General features: G+C 66.3%; 12 protein-coding genes. All 12 read left to right on the top strand.

The window, feature by feature from the left end:
* The first annotated feature begins 137 nt into the window (after window positions 1–137).
* The 12 genes from HMPREF3097_RS08440 (at window position 138) to murC (ending at window position 15,747) form a co-directional block, all read left to right on the top strand.
* A complete protein-coding gene (locus HMPREF3097_RS08440) occupies window positions 138–530 on the top strand; it encodes a DUF3040 domain-containing protein (protein ID WP_070761876.1) in 393 nt (130 codons plus the stop codon).
* Between the two features lie 452 nt (window positions 531–982).
* Window positions 983–1,414 (top strand): division/cell wall cluster transcriptional repressor MraZ, encoded by a 432-nt coding sequence (mraZ, locus tag HMPREF3097_RS08445; protein WP_012360462.1) that lies wholly within the window; start codon window positions 983–985, stop codon window positions 1,412–1,414.
* Between the two features lie 240 nt (window positions 1,415–1,654).
* The gene (gene rsmH, locus HMPREF3097_RS08450) at window positions 1,655–2,716 is read left to right on the top strand and encodes a 16S rRNA (cytosine(1402)-N(4))-methyltransferase RsmH (RefSeq protein ID WP_070761960.1); all 1,062 of its coding nucleotides are present in this window, start codon (window positions 1,655–1,657) and stop codon (window positions 2,714–2,716) included.
* Between the two features lie 94 nt (window positions 2,717–2,810).
* Entirely contained in the window at window positions 2,811–3,632 is an 822-nt protein-coding gene (locus HMPREF3097_RS08455; RefSeq protein ID WP_070761877.1) for a cell division protein FtsL, read from the top strand.
* A 143-nt stretch (window positions 3,633–3,775) separates the two neighbouring features.
* On the top strand, window positions 3,776–5,671 hold the full coding sequence (locus tag HMPREF3097_RS08460) for a peptidoglycan D,D-transpeptidase FtsI family protein (protein WP_070761878.1): 1,896 nt from the start codon (window positions 3,776–3,778) through the stop codon (window positions 5,669–5,671).
* 1 nt (window position 5,672) lies between these two features.
* Entirely contained in the window at window positions 5,673–7,274 is a 1,602-nt protein-coding gene (locus HMPREF3097_RS08465) for a UDP-N-acetylmuramoyl-L-alanyl-D-glutamate--2,6-diaminopimelate ligase (RefSeq protein WP_070761879.1), read from the top strand.
* A 17-nt stretch (window positions 7,275–7,291) separates the two neighbouring features.
* On the top strand, window positions 7,292–8,794 hold the full coding sequence (murF, locus tag HMPREF3097_RS08470; protein ID WP_070761880.1) for a UDP-N-acetylmuramoyl-tripeptide--D-alanyl-D-alanine ligase: 1,503 nt from the start codon (window positions 7,292–7,294) through the stop codon (window positions 8,792–8,794).
* 9 nt (window positions 8,795–8,803) lie between these two features.
* Window positions 8,804–9,904, top strand: a complete 1,101-nt coding sequence (mraY, locus tag HMPREF3097_RS08475; RefSeq protein ID WP_070761881.1) for a phospho-N-acetylmuramoyl-pentapeptide-transferase — start codon at window positions 8,804–8,806, stop codon at window positions 9,902–9,904.
* A 21-nt stretch (window positions 9,905–9,925) separates the two neighbouring features.
* On the top strand, window positions 9,926–11,410 hold the full coding sequence (gene murD, locus HMPREF3097_RS08480; protein WP_070761882.1) for a UDP-N-acetylmuramoyl-L-alanine--D-glutamate ligase: 1,485 nt from the start codon (window positions 9,926–9,928) through the stop codon (window positions 11,408–11,410).
* Window positions 11,407–13,023, top strand: a complete 1,617-nt coding sequence (locus tag HMPREF3097_RS08485; protein WP_070761883.1) for a peptidoglycan glycosyltransferase FtsW — start codon at window positions 11,407–11,409, stop codon at window positions 13,021–13,023. Before murD ends, HMPREF3097_RS08485 begins: the two co-directional genes overlap by 4 nt.
* Before the next feature lie 6 nt (window positions 13,024–13,029).
* Window positions 13,030–14,163 (top strand): undecaprenyldiphospho-muramoylpentapeptide beta-N-acetylglucosaminyltransferase, encoded by a 1,134-nt coding sequence (murG, locus tag HMPREF3097_RS08490; protein WP_070761884.1) that lies wholly within the window; start codon window positions 13,030–13,032, stop codon window positions 14,161–14,163.
* A 120-nt stretch (window positions 14,164–14,283) separates the two neighbouring features.
* On the top strand, window positions 14,284–15,747 hold the full coding sequence (gene murC / locus HMPREF3097_RS08495) for a UDP-N-acetylmuramate--L-alanine ligase (protein ID WP_070761885.1): 1,464 nt from the start codon (window positions 14,284–14,286) through the stop codon (window positions 15,745–15,747).
* The last annotated feature ends 5 nt before the right edge of the window (window positions 15,748–15,752 follow it).

Here is a 15,752-nt window from a genome sequence, read left to right on the forward strand (position 1 = left end):
TTCCAGCAGACTGCGGCGTTGGCGCGATCTTCCGCCGGAGTAAATGAAGATCTGAAGCGCGCTACAGTGGGTTATCAGGTCGCGTGCTGCGTTGTTGTGGCCACGCGGAGGATCAGTAGAGGGAAACGAGGACTGTCATGGCTCTCTCGGAACAAGAAAAGCAGATGCTCGCAGAGATCGAGCGGGCTTTGATCGCGGAGGATCCGCGCTTTGCTCAGGGCGGGGATGACTCGGCGCCGTCGGGGGTGCGCTTCGATGTCCGTTCGATCTCGCTGATCATGCTCGGCATCTGTCTGCTGGTCGGCGGTGTCGCTCTGGCACAGGTCTCCCTGTGGTTCGTGATCCTGGGCGTTGCGGGCTTCCTGGTCATGCTGGGTGGCGGAATGATCGCGCTGAATAACGGCGATTCCCCGGCGCCAGCGAAGAGTGCGAAGTCTCGTCGGGTTTCCGCTGGCGGAGCTGTCCGGCAGGGGGATGGCGGTTTGGGGGACCGCATGGAGGATAAGTTCCGCAAGCGTTTCGAGCGCTAAGTCCCGCCGGTGAAGTAGCGGGCCCCAGCCCGAGAGCCCTCGCCACATGGCGAGGGTTTTTTCGTGCTTTCTTCCGAATCCCCACTTTCACCCACTCTCGACCCGCTGAGACTCGAATTGGCGTTATTTAGAGTCAAAGCCACCATGAAAGGCGCCATTTTTGGGCCTTGTGGATCGGATTTCGGTGGCGGAAAGTTCGCGCTCCCCACCGGTCTCTGTCGTGAACCTGCAGGTTGTTTCGCTGGCTTGAGAAAAAACACGCCTAAACACGCCAGCTGGGTGGTTAAGGTGGCGCAAGGTGGGGTAAAGTGGGGAATGTTGGTGATTGAGGGGGCTTCCTGAATGTAGGTAGCTCGCCGGTCCAGACCGGACGCACCGCAAGAGCCACAGATAACTTCACAGCGAAAACATGGCATGGCTGCACGAGAAAACGGCGAAAGGGGTCACAAGACATGTTCTTTGGCACCTTCACGCCGAAGCTCGACGATAAAGGGCGACTCACCCTTCCTGCGAAGTTCCGCGAGGAACTCAAGGACGGCCTGATGGTCGTTAAGGGGCAGGACCACAGCCTCGCGATCTACCCCCGCGAGGAGTTCCTCCTCCGGGCCCGCAAGGCTGCGGCCGCGAGTCGTAGCAACCCGCAAGCTCGCGCTTTCGTGCGAAACCTCGCGGCAAGCGCGGATGAGCAGGATCTCGACTCGCAGGGACGCATCTCCGTCTCCGCAGCGCACCGCGAATACGCGGGGCTGAAGAAGGAGTGCGTCGTCATCGGCTCGGTGGACTTCCTCGAGATCTGGGATGCCCAGGCTTGGGAGGAGTACAGCGCAGCCCACGAGGCAGATTTCGCCGCAGGCGACGACGAAGCCTTCGCGAATTTCCTCTAGCCCGCCATGCCACATCGACCGGCCACGATCACGCCGGTGATGCCCGTGATGTGTGCAGGCCCTTGCCTGAGCGGAAGACGTGACCGTTTGATGCACTTCCCCAACATCAAGCCCACGCCCGCGCAGGTAAGGCCCTGTTCATATCAACCCAAGACAAAACCCAAGCAGTTTGACGGCGCCCGACCCACAGGCAGGCGCCCACCCCAAGTAACCCACCGACGAGCCCAGAGGAGCGTGACCGTGGCAACGAACACCCCCCACGATCCGAGCAGCCCAGGCCACGTTCCCGTCATGCGGCAGCGCATGGTGGAACTCGTCGGCATCGGTGTGACCGCAGACAGCGCCCCAGCCCAGCCCATCATCGTGGACGGCACCCTGGGGGCCGGAGGCCACACCGAAGCATTCCTTGAGGCCTACCCCAATGCCATCGTCATCGGGCTGGATCGCGATCCCAACGCGCTTGCTGAGGCCCGCGCCCGCCTCGAGCGCTTCGGTCAGCGATTCTTCAGCTACCAGACTCGCTTCGATGGCATCGGTGAGGCACTAGAGCACTTCTCCGAGGCCCCTGACTTCCCGGTCGACATCCGTGAGCAGGGGATCTCCGGGTTCCTGTTCGACCTCGGGGTGTCCTCCATGCAGCTGGACCAGGAGGATCGCGGTTTCGCCTACCGTGTCGATGCCCCACTGGACATGCGCATGGACCCCAGCAGTCGGCTGACTGCGGCGGAGATCCTCAACACCTACGAGCACGGCGAGCTTGCCCGCATCCTCAAGCGCTATGGCGATGAGAAGTTCGCGGGCAAGATCGCCTCCGCTGTCATCCGCGAGCGCGAGAAGCAGCCCTTCGACAACTCCGCGCGCCTCGTGGACCTGCTCTACGCAACCATCCCAGCCGCGGCACGACGGACCGGCGGGCACCCCGCCAAGCGAACCTTCCAGGCACTACGGATCGAGGTTAACGCGGAGCTGGAAAGCCTCGAGCTCGTCATCCCGGCAGCCTTCAGCTGGCTCCGTGTCGACGGCGCCGGGGTCTTCATGAGCTACCAGTCCCTCGAGGACAAGATCGTCAAACAACAGCTCAAGGGCATGACCGAGTCCACAACACCGCCCGGGCTGCCAGTCGAGCTGCCCGGCACCGAACCGGAGTTCGAGCTCCTCACTCGCGGGGCAGAGAAAGCCAGCGAGCAAGAGATCGCTGAAAACTCCAGATCCGCCCCCGTGAGGGTCCGGGCAGCGCGGCGAATAGGCGCCCACACCTCCGGAACAGACGGGCCACACTACCCGCTGGCGTCGCCACAGTAAGTGGACCGAATAGCCCGACAGAAACCTCAACAACAACCGCGCACCGCACCACGAAGCCCACAACGAGCCCGAAGAACCAGGCAAAGGACAGGATATGACCACTCCCGGAATGCTGAAGGAGCACCCCAGGACTGCCACCAAGGTCGAGCGAGCAGAGCTGCGCACCAGCGCACCCCGTTCGCTCAAGCGGCAGCCGGCCAAGCCCCGTCGCAGCCTGCACCGCGCTCCGGCCTACCGTGGCCGCCTCGGCTCGCAGCAGCGCGTCTCGGAACGCGGCCGCCGCCTGCAGCCCATCAAGCAGGAAAACTCCCGGGTCTTCCGCTTCGTGGCCTTCGCCGTTGCCGCGTGCATCATCGGCACCGCCGCCGTCATGCTGCTCGCCGGCATGACGACGGAGAAGACCTTCCAGATCACGGACGCAGAGGCCAAATCCAAGACGCTGGCTAACGAGATCACCACGCTGGAGCGAGACGTTGAAAAGGCGAAGTCCGCGCAGAACCTGTCCGCGAAGGCCGCCGAGCTGGGCATGGTTGCCCCGGGGCAGGCAGGCATTCTGGAGACCAAGGGCGACAAGGTTGACCAGCGTCGCGAGGCGGATAACTCCAAGGATCGCCGGGTCGTCGACGTCACCGGGAATAAGCGAACTCGCGAGGCAACGTCCTCCCCGGAGGAGACCCGCAACGTCCCGGGGCTGGCGCCTTCTAGCCCGGCGGGTGCGGAAGCAGCCGGCAACATGAACTCCGGGGACCTGCCATATGCCAACCAGGGCCACGGCGCCCCAGCCCCCGCACCAGCTCCGGCCCCGGCCCCGGCCAACGGCGAGCAGCCGGCACCGCCGGCGCCACCAGCAGCACAGCCCGCACCGGCGGCACCCGCCGAAGCGAATCCGGCTCCGCCCGCCGCGCCGCGACCGTAACTGGCCGCACAGCGCCTAAGATTCTAAGCGCTAAAACTTCCGGGACACCGCCGCGTCCCGGCCAGTGAAGATCTGCGTCTCCAACCCAAGAACCATGCCGATCTTGCAACTGCGAAGACAAAGATCGAGGAGGACACACACCGTTGGCTCAGCAGTGGAACCGTCGGCCGGCAGACGGCTCGCGGAATACGCGAGCGCTGCTGCTCCTCGACAACAGCCCGCAGCGCTATAACAAGCGCCTGCGGCTCTCCCTGTTTGCCATCGTTATCGTCGTCCTCGCGCTCATCCTGCGCCTGACCTGGGTCCAGCTCATCGCGGGCCCAACGCTCGCGGAACACGCCGCTGCGCAGCGCACAGCCGTCATTGCTGAACCAGCCCACCGCGGCGCCATCGTCGACCGCGAGGGCCGCAACCTCGCCTACACGATGGAAGCCAAGTCGCTGTCGGTGCTGCCGAATAAGCTGCGCGGCTACATGGACGAACGCCACAAGGCGAACCCGGATGAGGTCCCGCCAGCCGACGAGCGCATCGAGCAGATCGTCGAAGAACTGCCCGACATGATCCCGGCATCCGAAGGCCGGGTGAAGAAGGAAGACCTCCGCAAGAAACTCACCGACGAGAAGGTCACCTACACCGTCCTCGTCCGCAACGTCGCCCCAGACGTGGCACAGAAGGTCACCGAAAAGTTCCCGGAGATCACCGCGGAACGCCAGGACATCCGCCAGTACCCCAACGGCGCGGTGGCCCAGAACATCATCGGCAAGATCAGCTCCGATAACCAGGGCCAATTCGGCCTGGAGCTCTCCCAGGACAGCCGACTGCAGGGTGTCAACGGCTCCAAGACCCTGGACATCGCTGGCGGCCTCACTATCCCAGGCTCCGCCCGCGACGAACACCCGCCGGTCAACGGCGATAACTTCGAGCTCACCCTCGACCTCGACGCGCAGGCCTTCATCCAGCAGCAGGTGCAGCAGGCGAAGGATAACTCCAAGGCCGAGTCCGCTTCCGCCGTCGTGCTGGACGCCAAGTCCGCTGAGGTCATCGCGATGGCCAGCTCCGACACGATCGATCCCAACGGTGACCTGCAAAAGCAGCTGCGGGCCAACAAGGCCTTCGGCGACCGCAATACCGCGGAAACCTTCGAGCCGGGCTCCATCGCCAAGATCATGACGGCCGCGGCCGCCATCGAGGAGAAGAAGACCACCCCGGACGAGGTGCTGAAGGTGCCCGGCTCCATCGAGATGGCCGGTGTCACCGTCCGCGACGCGTGGGAGCACGGCGTGGCCCCGTACACCACCACCGGCGTGTTCGGGAAGTCCTCCAACGTCGGCACCCTGATGCTCGCCGAGCGCGTCGGTCAGGAGAAGATGTACGAGTACTTCCGGAAGTTCGGTGTGGGGCAGGCCGCAGACGTCGGCATGCCACACGAGGCCGCGGGCTACATGCCCGAGCTCTCGCAGTGGTCGGGCGGCACATTCGCCAACCTCCCCATCGGGCAGGGCATGTCAATGAACCTGCTGCAGATGGCCAGCATCTACCAGACGATCGCCAACGACGGCGTCCGCGTCCAGCCGCGCTTGATCAAGTCCATCACCAACTCGGACGGTGAGGACGTCCCGCAGCCAGTCCAGGGCGAGACGCGCGCCGTGTCCGCAGAGACGGCGAAGACCGTCCGCGCGATGTTCCAGTCCGTCACCCAGGGTGACCCGAACGGTGTGCAAAACGGCACCGGTGCCGCGGCCGCAGTCGAGGGCTACCAGATCGCCGGCAAGACCGGCACCGCCCAGCAGATTGATCCGGACACCGGCGCGTACTCGAATTCCAACTACTGGATCACCTTCGGCGGCATCGCCCCGGCGGATAACCCCCGTTTCGTCGTCGCGATCATGCTGGACAACCCGCAGCGCGGCACCGAGGAAGGCGGTGGCGGCGGGGGCTCGGCTGCGCCGACCTTCCACAACATTGCATCCTGGTTGATGGATCACTACAACGTTCCGCCTTCCCCGAAGGCACCACGGCTCATGCTGGAGGCTCGATAACATGGCAACCCACCAGGCCACTGACAATTCCGACCGCAACACCAGCGGGGTAACCCTCCGCGAACTCGCGGCACTGACCGGCGGCACGGTCGCCGATACCCATCAGGACGTCACCGTCGACTCCGCCGCCATCGGTTCCGCAGACGTCCAGCCCGGCGGTCTGTTCTGCGCCGTTCCGGGTAGCCGCGTCCACGGCGCGACCTTCGCAGCCGACAGTGGGGCCGCTGCCGTCCTCACGGACGCCGAGGGCGCGGAGATCCTCGCCGATGCAGAGCTCCCGCTGCTGGTCGTCGACGACGTCCGGTGCTGGATGGGGCCCGTCGCCGCGGCCGTCTACGGCCATCCGAGCCGCGACCTGCGCATCATCGGCATCACCGGAACCTCGGGTAAGACCACCACGACGTACCTCATCGAGCGCGCCCTGATGGCCAAGCACAGCGTCGGCATCATCGGCACCACCGGTACCCGGATCAATGGCGAGCAGATCCCCACGAAGCTCACCACCCCCGAGGCGCCGACCATGCAGGCCCTGCTGGCGCAGATGCGCGACCGCGGGGTCACCCACGTGGTCATGGAGGTCAGTTCGCATGCGCTCGCGCTGGGGCGGGTGACCGGCATCGATTTCGACATCGCCGGCTTCACCAACTTGAGCCAGGACCACCTGGATTTCCACCCGACGATGGAGGACTACTTCGAGACGAAGGCTCAGCTGTTCCTCCAGGCTCAGGCCGAGGGCACGGAACTGCCCGCCGCCGTGGTCTGCGTCGATGACGACTGGGGCCAGCGCCTCGCCGGCATGATTGCGGACTCCGGTCAGCAGGCCCTCACCGTGAGCACCACGCAGCAGTCCGGCGCGGATTGGCAGGTCACAGACGTTCACGTCACCCCGGCCGGGCGCCAGGAGATCACCGTGGCCGCCGAGGGCGAGGAATTCAGCTACGACATCGGCCTGGTCGGCTCTTTCAACGTGGCCAACAGCCTGCTGGCGATCAGCTGCGTGGCGCAACTGGGGGAGGACCCGCAGGCCGCAGCAGCGGCAATCGCGGATGTGCAGGTGCCGGGCCGCATGCAGGCCGTGGACGCCGGGCAGCCCTTCCTCGCGGTCGTGGACTACGCCCACAAGCCGGGCGCCGTCGCCGCCGTTGTCCGAACCCTGAGCGACTACCTGCCGTCCCCGACGGGGCGCATCGGCATCGTGCTGGGCGCCGGCGGTAACCGCGACCACGATAAGCGTCCCATGATGGGCGAAGAGGCCGCGAAGATCGCCGACGCCGTCTTCGTCACCGACGACAACCCGCGCGATGAGGAACCCGCCCCGATTCGGTCGATGATCCTGGACGGGGTGCGCAAGGCAGCCAAGGCGCGCGAGGCGAACGGCGAGAAGGTTTTTTATGACGACGTCCCGGGTCGCGCGGACGCCATCCGCGCGGCGGTCGCATGGGCTCGCCCAGGCGATGCGATCGTGGTGGCCGGCAAGGGACACGAGACCGGCCAAGAGGTCCGCGGGGAAATCCACCCATTCTCCGACCTCGAGGAGCTCGCCGCTGCGCTTGAGCAGCGGGCGGGCGTTGACCAGCAGGCACACACGAAGATCCGCGACTAACGAGAGGCGACGAAGCAATGATTGAGCTTTCAGCAGGTGAAATTGCCGCCATCACGGGTGGCGAATTGATTGACGGCGCCGCCGCGGAGACTATCGTGGCGGGGCCCGTGGAGTTCGACTCGCGCAAGGTAGCGCCGGGGAGCATCTTCATGGCGCTGCCCGGGGCCACCGTGGACGGGCACGACTACGTGGCCGCCGCGGGTGAGCAGGGCGCGGCATTGGCCATCGTGGGCCGGCCCGTCGACTACCCGGCGCTGCTGGCTCCGGCCAGCGAGCGGGCTGAGGGCACCGATAATTCCGCGGTCTTCGGCGCAGATGAGGAGGGCTACGGGGCGGCGGTGCTCGCCGCCGTCGATAAGCTCGCGCGCCACAACACCGACGTCCTTGCCGACGAAGAGGGCATGGTCGTCGTTGGTGTGACCGGCTCGGCCGGGAAGACCTCCACGAAGGACCTGATCGGCGCGCTGCTGGGTGACCTGGGAGAGACCGTCGCCCCGCCGGGCAGCTTCAACAACGAAATCGGCCTGCCCTACACCGCGCTGCGCGCGGACCGAGACACGAAGTTCCTGGTCTCCGAGATGTCCGCCCGCGGTGTGGGCCACATTGCCCACCTGACCACGGTCACCCCGCCGAAGATCGGTGTCGAGCTGAACGTTGGCAGCGCACACCTCGGCGAGTTCGGCTCCCGGGAGGCGATCGCACAGGCCAAGGGAGAGCTCGTCGAAGCACTCCCTGCCGCAGCGGATGGCGGGATCGCGATCCTCAACGCAGACGACGACGCGGTGATCGCCATGCGGCACCGCACCCGCGCGCGGGTCGTCACCTTCGCGCTTGACGAGCGTTCCAAGACTGGGGAGCGGGCCGACTACTGGGCCAGCGACATCCGCCTGGACGAGGTCGCCCGGGCGTCCTTCCGCCTGCACCACCCGTACGGTGAGCCGGTGGACATCCGCCTGGGCGTGTTCGGTGCCCACCAGGTCTCCAACGCGCTCGCCGCCGCTGCGGTTGCGATCGAATCCGGCATGCTGCCGGCGTCGGTGGCCCGAGTGCTGGGCAACCACGTCGCCGCCAGCGCCAACCGCATGGATGTGCGAACCCGGCGCGATGGTGCGACTATTATCAACGATTCCTACAACGCCAACCCGGAGTCCATGCGCGCTGGCATCGACGCCCTGGCCTACACGGCCGGTGGTCGTCCGGAGGCCAGTAGCTGGGCTGTGCTGGGGCAGATGGGCGAGCTGGGTGAGGAATCCGCCGAGGAGCACACCGAGCTAGGCAAGTTCCTCGGCACCCGGGGCATCGATCACGCCGTGATCGTTGGCACCGGGGTCAATCAGCGTGCCATCGCCGATGCGGCGCGGGAGCACGGTGTGGATACCCGCAGCGTCGAGGATGTCGACGCGGCAGTGAATTTTGTGGATCAACATGTCAAACCCAAGGATGTTGTGCTCGTGAAGGCGTCATACTCTGATGGTCTCTGGGCGGTCGCCGAAGGGCTTTTGGCGGACGAAGGAGCATAAGGAAAACCCATGATGCAGATCTTCATCGCGGGCGCCGTGGCGTTCCTCGCGGCTGTACTTTTCACCCCGGTTCTCATCCGGAAGTTCTCGGACGAAGGCCTGGGACAGGAGATCCGCGAGGAGGGGCCGAAGTCCCACCTGAAGAAGCGCGGCACTCCCACGATGGGTGGCATCGCCATCCTCGTGGGCATCACCCTTGGCTATATTGTCGCGGTGCTGGTCGGACTGATCTTTACCGGCTCCGGCCCCGGCGTGTCCGGCTGGCTGGTGCTGGGCCTGACCCTCGCCCTGGGCGGGGTGGGCTTCGCCGATGACTACATCAAGCTGGTCAAGGGGCGGAACCTGGGGCTCAACGCCCGGGCGAAGCTCATCTGCCAGCTGGTGATCGCCATCGCCTTCGGCGTGCTGATTCTGCAGTTCCCGGATTCCAATGACATCACCCCGGGATCCACGTACCTCTCCTTCGTCCGGGAGATGCCGACGTTCAACATCGCCGTGGGCGGCGCCGTCATCGGCATGATCCTGTTCCTGATCTTCATCAACATCGTCATCTCCGCCTGGTCGAATGCCGTGAACCTCACGGACGGCCTGGACGGGCTGGCGTCCGGCGTGACGGCCATCGTGATGGGGGCGTATGTGCTCATCACCTTCTGGCAGTTCCGCAACTCCTGCGCCGATGGGGCGGCGGCTGGGTGCTACTTCGTGCGCGATCCGCTGGACTTGGCGATGCTCGCCTCCGCCGGCTTGGGCGCCTGCCTTGGCTTCCTGTGGTGGAACGCCGCCCCGGCGAAAATCTTCATGGGGGACACCGGTTCGCTGGCCCTGGGCGGTCTTGTTGCCGGCCTGTCGATTACCTCCCACACCGAGCTGCTGATGATCATCGTGGGCGCGATCTTCGTGCTGGAGACCGTCTCCGTGGTCATCCAGGTGACCTACTTCAAGACGACCGGTAAGCGCGTGTTCCGCATGGCACCGATCCACCACCACTTTGAGAACGGCGGTTGGGCCGAGACCACCGTCGTCGTCCGCTTCTGGCTGCTCGCAGCCCTGGCCGCGATGACCGGCTTCGGCCTGTTCTACGGCGAGTGGCTGACCGCCACGAGCTTCTAAACCCGCGAAAGAGGGCCTATCATGTCCACCGATTCGATCCTTCACCCCCAGTCCGCTGTTGACATCATGCGCTCGCAGACGGTCTTCGTCGCCGGCGCCGGCGTGGCGGGCAAGGGCATCGTCGCCATGCTCGAGGGCATCGGTGGACGCTTCAAGGTTGTCGACGACCGCGCCCAGGCTGCGGATCTCAACACCGCCGAGGCTATTGCCGCGGTGTCTTCGGCTGAGACCGCGCCCGCACTGCTGATCACTTCGCCGGGGTGGCGCCCGGACTCTGAGCTGCTGCTCGCAGCCCAGGCCGCGGGCGTGCCGGTGATCGGTGACATCGAGGCCGCCTGGCTCGCGGACCAGGCCGGGGCCTTCGGGACCCCGCGCACTTGGATTGCGATCACCGGCACGAACGGTAAGACCACCGCCACCGCGATGACCACGGCGATGCTGCAGGCAGGGGGCCTGGCCGCCGTGTCCGTCGGCAACATCGGCACCCCGCCGGGGGCCGCGTTGGTGGCCGACGAGCGGGCGGACTACCTCGTCGCCGAAGTCTCCAGTTTCCAGCTGCATTGGGCGCCCAGCTTCACCCCGGACACCGGCGTGGTGCTCAACCTCGCGGAAGATCACCTGGATTGGCATGGTTCCATGGCAGGCTACGCCGGGGATAAGCTCCGCGCCCTTCGGGGACCGCGCCCGGTGGTTGCAGTGGACGAGCAGCTCGTCCGCGAGCTCGCTGCGGACAACGGTGTCCCCAACGTGGTGGCCTGCAGCATGCAGGATCCTGCCGAGGTGCTCGCCCAGGCACATTTCCCGCTCGTTGTGGGGGTGGTGGAGTCCGAGGCGGGGGCGGTCATCACCGAGGTAGCCACCGCCGAGAACGGTGAACTGCAGGTCACCCCCATCGCCTCGGCGGAGGCGATTTCCCCACCGGGGCCGGCGGGCATCGCCGATGCTGTGGCGGCCTGCGCCCTCGTGCGAGCCTTCGACGTGCCGCCAGTAGCCATTTCGCAGGCGCTGCACGGCTTCGAAGTGCAGGCGCACCGTGGCCAAGCCGTGCACCTGGCAGAAGGGGTGATCTGGATTGATAACTCCAAGGCCACGAACCCGCACGCAGCCATCGCCGCGCTCGGCGGGCTAGAGAACATCGTGTGGGTCGCCGGCGGCCAGCTCAAGGGCGCGGAGGTTCACGACCTCATCGCCACCGTCGGACCTGGGCTGCGAGGCGCGGTCGTCCTCGGCTGCGACCGGGCGGAGATCATTCGCGAACTGGCAGCGCAGTTCCCAGACCTGCCTGTCACGGAGGTCTCGAACACCGACCCGGAAGGAGCGATGGCCGAGGCGGTGGCCGCCGCCCGTAGCCTCGCTGCACCAGGGGACAGTGTTGTCCTTGCGCCCGCGGCGGCGTCTCTGGACATGTACACCGGCATGGCACAGCGCGGCGAACTCTTCGCCGCCTACGCTCAGCGCACAGGCGCCGAGGCTTGCACCAGCGAACGGGAGGGCGAGAACCAATGACTATGACTTCACACCACGGCTCAGGCCGTGATCGTGCCCGGCGCCAACCCGCCCGCACCGAGTACCCCCGCCGCCACGCGGATCAAACGCGACCGAAGCAGAGCGGTGGCGGGCAGAACTCCACCGCCAAGGGCGTGGGAGCCAAGATCAGCGCGGTGCTGGATGCCCCGCAGCTGAACTACAAGGTGATCCTGAGCATCACCCTGATGCTCACCGCCATTGGTTTGACGATGGTGCTGTCCTCCTCGATGGTCACCGCGCGCACCCCGGATACCTCCGTGTGGTCCGTATTCCTCAACCAGGCCCTGTACGTCGTCCTCGGCCTCGTGGTTGCCTGGCTTGCCCTGCGGCTCCGGCCGGACACCATCAAGGCCATCTCCCCGTGGCTGCTCGGCCTCGCACTGTTCCTGCAGGTAGCACTGTTCATCCCGGGGGTTGGTGTTGGCGCGGAAATCGGTTCCCACTCGTGGATCCGCTTCGGCTCCTTCGGTATTCAGCCTTCCGAGCTGTCCAAGGTGGCGCTGGCTGTGTGGGGTGCGGCGGAGATCAGCTCCAAGACGCGCCAGACCGACGAATTCCGCCCCGCTCTAGGTCGATTCCTGGCCGTGGGCACGGCCATGGTGCTTCTGGTTCTGCTGCAGAAGGACCTCGGCATGATGCTCACCGTGGGCATCGTGTTGATGGCTTTGTTCTTCTTCTCCGGCGTCTCGGCCCGTCTCATTGCCCTCGTCGGCGGTGTCATCGCGCTGCTGGCCACTGGCGCGACCATCGCCCAGGCCTACCGAAGCGACCGCATCACGACGTGGAAGGACACCCTGTTCCTGAACTTCCGGGAGGGCAGCACCAGCGGGCCGTCCTACCAGTCCTATCAGGGGCTGCTGAGCCTCTCGGACGGCTCCCTGACCGGCACGGGGCTGGGGCAATCTCGCGCGAAGTGGTACTACCTGCCGGAGGCGAAGAATGACTTCATCTTCGCAATCATCGGGGAGGAGCTCGGCTGGGTGGGGGCCATCATCGTGGTCGCGCTCTTCGCCTTCCTCGGCTGGTTCGGCATCCGCACCGCCCTGGCGCAGGCAGACCCGTTCCTGTCCATGCTCGCCGCAACCCTGACCCTGGGCATCGTCGTGCAGGCGTTGTACAACATCTCCTACGTCGTGGGCCTGATGCCGATGACGGGTATCCAGCTGCCACTGATCTCCGCGGGTGGTACCTCCATGGTCATCACCCTGGGCTCGCTCGGCCTCCTCGCCAATTGCGCACGCCACGAGCCCAAGGCGATCTCCTCGATGCAGCACGAGGGTCGTAGCCTCTTCGACCGGATGTTCCTGCTGCCGGAGCCGCTGCCGTACCGGGCGGGGGAGGAGCGCCGCATCGAGCGTCGCAATACGACTCAGCGCTACGGTCGACCGGTGACCCGCCGGGAGTCCACCGCGGGCACCGCGGGGCAGGATGTCCGCCGGGAACGTGACCGGAACCGTCGCGCGCAGGAGCGGCTGCCGCACCGCGATCGCGTGCCGGATTACGATGGCACTAATAGCTGGCACCGGCAGGAACCACTGCCGCAACGTCGAAGCCGCAGTAGCGCGAACCGCTACTCGACAAGGAGGAAGTAGAAACCCATGGGCCACAGCACACACCGGGAGGATCATCCAGCAGGCGGGCGTACCGATGCCGCGCCGTCGGTGGTCGTCGCAGGAGGCGGAACCGCTGGCCACATCGAGCCAGCGCTCGCGGTCGCCGAGGCTGTGAAGCGCCTGGCCCCGAACGCCCGGATCACCGCACTGGGTAGCCCCAAGGGATTGGAAGCCTCGATCGTGCCTGACCGCGGCTTTGACCTGCGCATGATCCCGCCGGTTCCGGTCCCGCGGAAGGTGAATAAGGACCTATTCACCCTGCCGCTGCGTTTGAAGCAGGCCATCGACGAGACCAAGGCCCACCTCCGTGACGTCCAGGCGGACGTCCTCATCGGCTTTGGTGGCTACGTCTCCGCTCCGGCCTATCTCGCCGCCCGCTCGCTGGGAATCCCGTTCTTCGTGCACGAGGCCAACGCCCGTGCCGGCATGTCTAACAAGCTGGGCGTTCGCCTCGGTGGGACTGCGCTGGCCGCCGTGCCGGGCTCGGGCCTGAAGGACGAGAAGATCGTGGGCATCCCGGTCAAGGAATCCGTGTTGAACCTGGACCGCGCAGCGTTGCGCGCCGAGGCCCGCGAGTTCTTTGGCCTTGACCCCGAAGGACCGGTCCTCCTGGTCACCGGTGGTTCCCAGGGTGCCGCCAGCATCAACCGCGGGGTTGTTGACGCCGCCGATGCCCTCCACGAGGCGGGCGTGGGCGTCCTCCACGCTTTCGGCAAGAAGAACGAGATCACCGCACCCGAATTCGACACCGCACCCCGCTACCAGGCGGTGCCGTATATCGACCGCATGGATCTCGCGCTCGCCGCAGCCGACGCCGTACTGTGCCGCGCGGGTGCGATGACCGTCGCCGAGGTCTCCGCCGTCGGCCTGCCTGGCATCTACGTCCCGCTGCCGCACGGCAACGGGGAGCAGGAGCTCAACGCCCGCCCTGTTGTCGACGCCGGTGGCGGGGTGATTGTCCCCGATGCCGAGCTCGACGGCGCGCGCGTCGCCTCGGAGGTCACCGCACTGCTCGGCGACGAGCAGCGGCTGGCCCAGGCCAGCGCGGCAGCCGAGTCCGCCGGTCACCGCGATGCGGCGGACGAGATTGCTCGAGCTCTGCTTTCAGCAGCCCGCTAGGCGCCCAGACCCGCTTCAACCGGACGCCGGGCCACAGCACCAGCAGGTGGCCTCTCCCGGTGCGACCACTACGACACCCCTTTCAAGGCAATAGCCCTTCCCACGAAGATTGAGGATCCCATGACCACGCAGCCTGAACAGATTGATCTGAGCCGCACCCACATGGTGGGCATCGGCGGGGCCGGGATGTCCGGCATCGCCCGAATCCTGCTCGCCCGGGGCTACAGCGTCACCGGCTCCGACATGAAGGATTCCCGCAGTGTTCTGGCGCTGCGTGCAGCCGGGGCGGAGGTCGTTATCGGACACGACGCCGCCAACGTCACCGGTGGCGCGGCACTTCCGACGGTTGTCGTGACCTCCTTCGCCGCGATTCCGCAGGATAATCCTGAGCTCACCGCTGCCCGCGAGGCCGGGATCCCCGTCGTCCGCCGCTCCGACGTGCTCGCCGCCCTCATGTCCGATCGCCGGGCGTTCCTACTGGCGGGCACCCACGGGAAGACCTCCACGACCTCGATGGCGGTGGTGGGCGTGCAGGCCGCCGGCCTCGATCCTTCGTTTGCCATCGGCGGGCAGTTGAATCGCGCGGGCACGAACGCCCACCACGGCACCGGGGAGATCTTCATCGCCGAGGCCGACGAATCCGATGGCTCGTTCCTCTCCTATAGCCCGGAAGTTGCGGTGATCACGAACATCGAGCCGGATCACCTCGACTACTACGGCACGGAACAGGCCTATGTGGCGATCTTTGATGAGTTCGCCACGAAGGTCACCCCGGGTGGCTACCTGGTGTGCTGCCTCGACGACCCGGGCGCTGCCGCGCTGGCAGCCCGGGTTCGCGCCGCGGGTTCGGCGCCCACGGTGTTGGGTTACGGCACCCGCGCGGCCGTCGACCAACACCCGGATATCCCGGCCGCCGCAATTATCGAGGAGATGCGCCCCGACGCACGTGGTACGGCTGCGAAGGTTCGGTTCACCCTGCCCGGCCAGGAGGAACGCTGTGAGGACATCCGCGTGGCCATCCCGGGGGCACACATGACGCTCAACGGGGTCGCCGCGATCACCGGCGGTGCGCTCCTGGGCGCGGACCTGGAGAAGGTCATCGCTGGTGTGGCCGATTTCGACGGGGTGCGCCGCCGTTTCGAGTACCACGGTGAGGCCGGTGGCGTGCGGGTCTACGACGATTATGCGCACCACCCGACCGAGGTCACCGCGGTGCTCACCGCCGCTAAGGAGCTGGTCGAGGCGACCGACGCCGGACGCATCATCGCGGTATTCCAGCCCCACCTGTACAGCCGCACCATGAACTTCGCCGCTGAATTCGCCCGTGCCCTGTCCCTGGCGGACGAGGTTGTTCTGCTGGATATTTTCGGCGCGCGTGAGCAGCCGGTGGAGGGCGTGGATTCCCGCATCATCGGTGAGAAGCTGACCTGCGACTGGCACTTCCAGCCAAACTTCTCCGCTGTTGCGGAGCAGGTCATCGGCATCGCGAAGCCGGGGGACGTGGTGCTCACCATCGGTGCTGGCACGGTCACCATGCTCGCCGATGAGATCCTGCGCTGCGGCCGGGAAGCGCAGGGGGAGTAGGGGCC

Source organism: Corynebacterium sp. HMSC27B11 (assembly GCF_001815985.1).
Taxonomy (GTDB): domain Bacteria; phylum Actinomycetota; class Actinomycetes; order Mycobacteriales; family Mycobacteriaceae; genus Corynebacterium.

What these genes read in the sequence shown, in the direction of transcription:
- HMPREF3097_RS08485 (WP_070761883.1), top strand. Translation starts at nt 11,407, where the DNA reads ATGACTATGACTTCACACCACGGCTCAGGCCGTGATCGTGCCCGGCGC.
- mraZ (WP_012360462.1), top strand. Translation starts at nt 983, where the DNA reads ATGTTCTTTGGCACCTTCACGCCGAAGCTCGACGATAAAGGGCGACTC.
- murD (WP_070761882.1), top strand. Translation starts at nt 9,926, where the DNA reads ATGTCCACCGATTCGATCCTTCACCCCCAGTCCGCTGTTGACATCATG.
- murG (WP_070761884.1), top strand. Translation starts at nt 13,030, where the DNA reads ATGGGCCACAGCACACACCGGGAGGATCATCCAGCAGGCGGGCGTACC.
- HMPREF3097_RS08440 (WP_070761876.1), top strand. Translation starts at nt 138, where the DNA reads ATGGCTCTCTCGGAACAAGAAAAGCAGATGCTCGCAGAGATCGAGCGG.
- murF (WP_070761880.1), top strand. Translation starts at nt 7,292, where the DNA reads ATGATTGAGCTTTCAGCAGGTGAAATTGCCGCCATCACGGGTGGCGAA.
- murC (WP_070761885.1), top strand. Translation starts at nt 14,284, where the DNA reads ATGACCACGCAGCCTGAACAGATTGATCTGAGCCGCACCCACATGGTG.
- mraY (WP_070761881.1), top strand. Translation starts at nt 8,804, where the DNA reads ATGATGCAGATCTTCATCGCGGGCGCCGTGGCGTTCCTCGCGGCTGTA.
- HMPREF3097_RS08465 (WP_070761879.1), top strand. Translation starts at nt 5,673, where the DNA reads ATGGCAACCCACCAGGCCACTGACAATTCCGACCGCAACACCAGCGGG.
- HMPREF3097_RS08455 (WP_070761877.1), top strand. Translation starts at nt 2,811, where the DNA reads ATGACCACTCCCGGAATGCTGAAGGAGCACCCCAGGACTGCCACCAAG.